The organism is Streptomyces tateyamensis, assembly GCF_003205575.1.
Taxonomy (GTDB): Bacteria; Actinomycetota; Actinomycetes; order Streptomycetales; family Streptomycetaceae; genus Kitasatospora; species Kitasatospora tateyamensis.
Genome location: NZ_PYBW01000046.1, coordinates 520 through 1,335, shown reverse-complemented (window position 1 = coordinate 1,335; position 816 = coordinate 520). Strand labels below are relative to the sequence as shown.

Sequence of the window (816 nt, the reverse complement as noted above, 5' to 3'; positions counted from 1 at the left end):
CGAGTGGCTGGCCCGGGGCGTCAGCCCGGCCGGGCTGCGGCACGCACTGGCCGCCGGCCTGCCGCAGCCGGTGAAGTGCGCAGCCGCACTGCTCCGGCACCGCCTGGTGGAGAAGATGCCACCGGAACGGGTGACGGCCGAGCCGACCACGTGCGCGGAGTGCGAGCGGCCGTTCCGGTCCGCGAGCGGTGAGCACCGTTGCCGGAGCTGCCGTGAACCGGTGGTGGCCGCGACCGAACTCCCGCCCCCGGATCGCATCGGATGGCGCGAGCGGGTGCGCCAGGCCGCGACCGCATGACCCGGCAGCCCGACGCCGTCGAGCGAACCGCGAAGGGGGCTGGTGCCCGATCAGTTCGCCGACGCCGGGCGTGGTGCGGTCGGCCGCGCACGGCGAAACGGCTGGACGGCGCCTGGGCGGACGGTCCGACCGGGCAGCCGGTGGCCTCGACGGTCGGCGATCACTGTGGCAGCGGCTGGTCCGCTCGGCCCGGCGGGCTCGCGGCCGGTGCCAGCTAGGATGACCGCCGGGCGGGCCGACAGGTGCGCCCACGCCAGAGACGGCGTCAGGGGAGGAAACCGGTGCGACACCGGTGCGGTCCCGCCACTGTGACCACGGCTCAGCTCGCCGTGGGAGCCAGGAACTCCTGCCGTCCTCCCCTCCAGCCCGGGGCGCGGACCCCGAGGAAGGCCGCCGCATGATCCTGCTGCTCTCCACCTCCGACACCGACCTGCTCTCGGCCCGCGCCGCCACCGGGCCGGTCGGCTACCGGCTCGGCAACCCGGCCCGGCTGACCCCCGCCGACCTGCCCGACCTGG

General features: G+C 76.3%; 1 pseudogene and 1 riboswitch. The pseudogene reads left to right on the top strand.

The features are described from left to right. Positions 1-298: pseudogene (locus C7C46_RS35020) on the top strand (hypothetical protein); the annotation flags it as partial. Between the two features lie 250 nt (positions 299-548). Beyond that, a riboswitch (cobalamin riboswitch) is annotated at positions 549-644 on the top strand. The last annotated feature ends 172 nt before the right edge of the window (positions 645-816 follow it).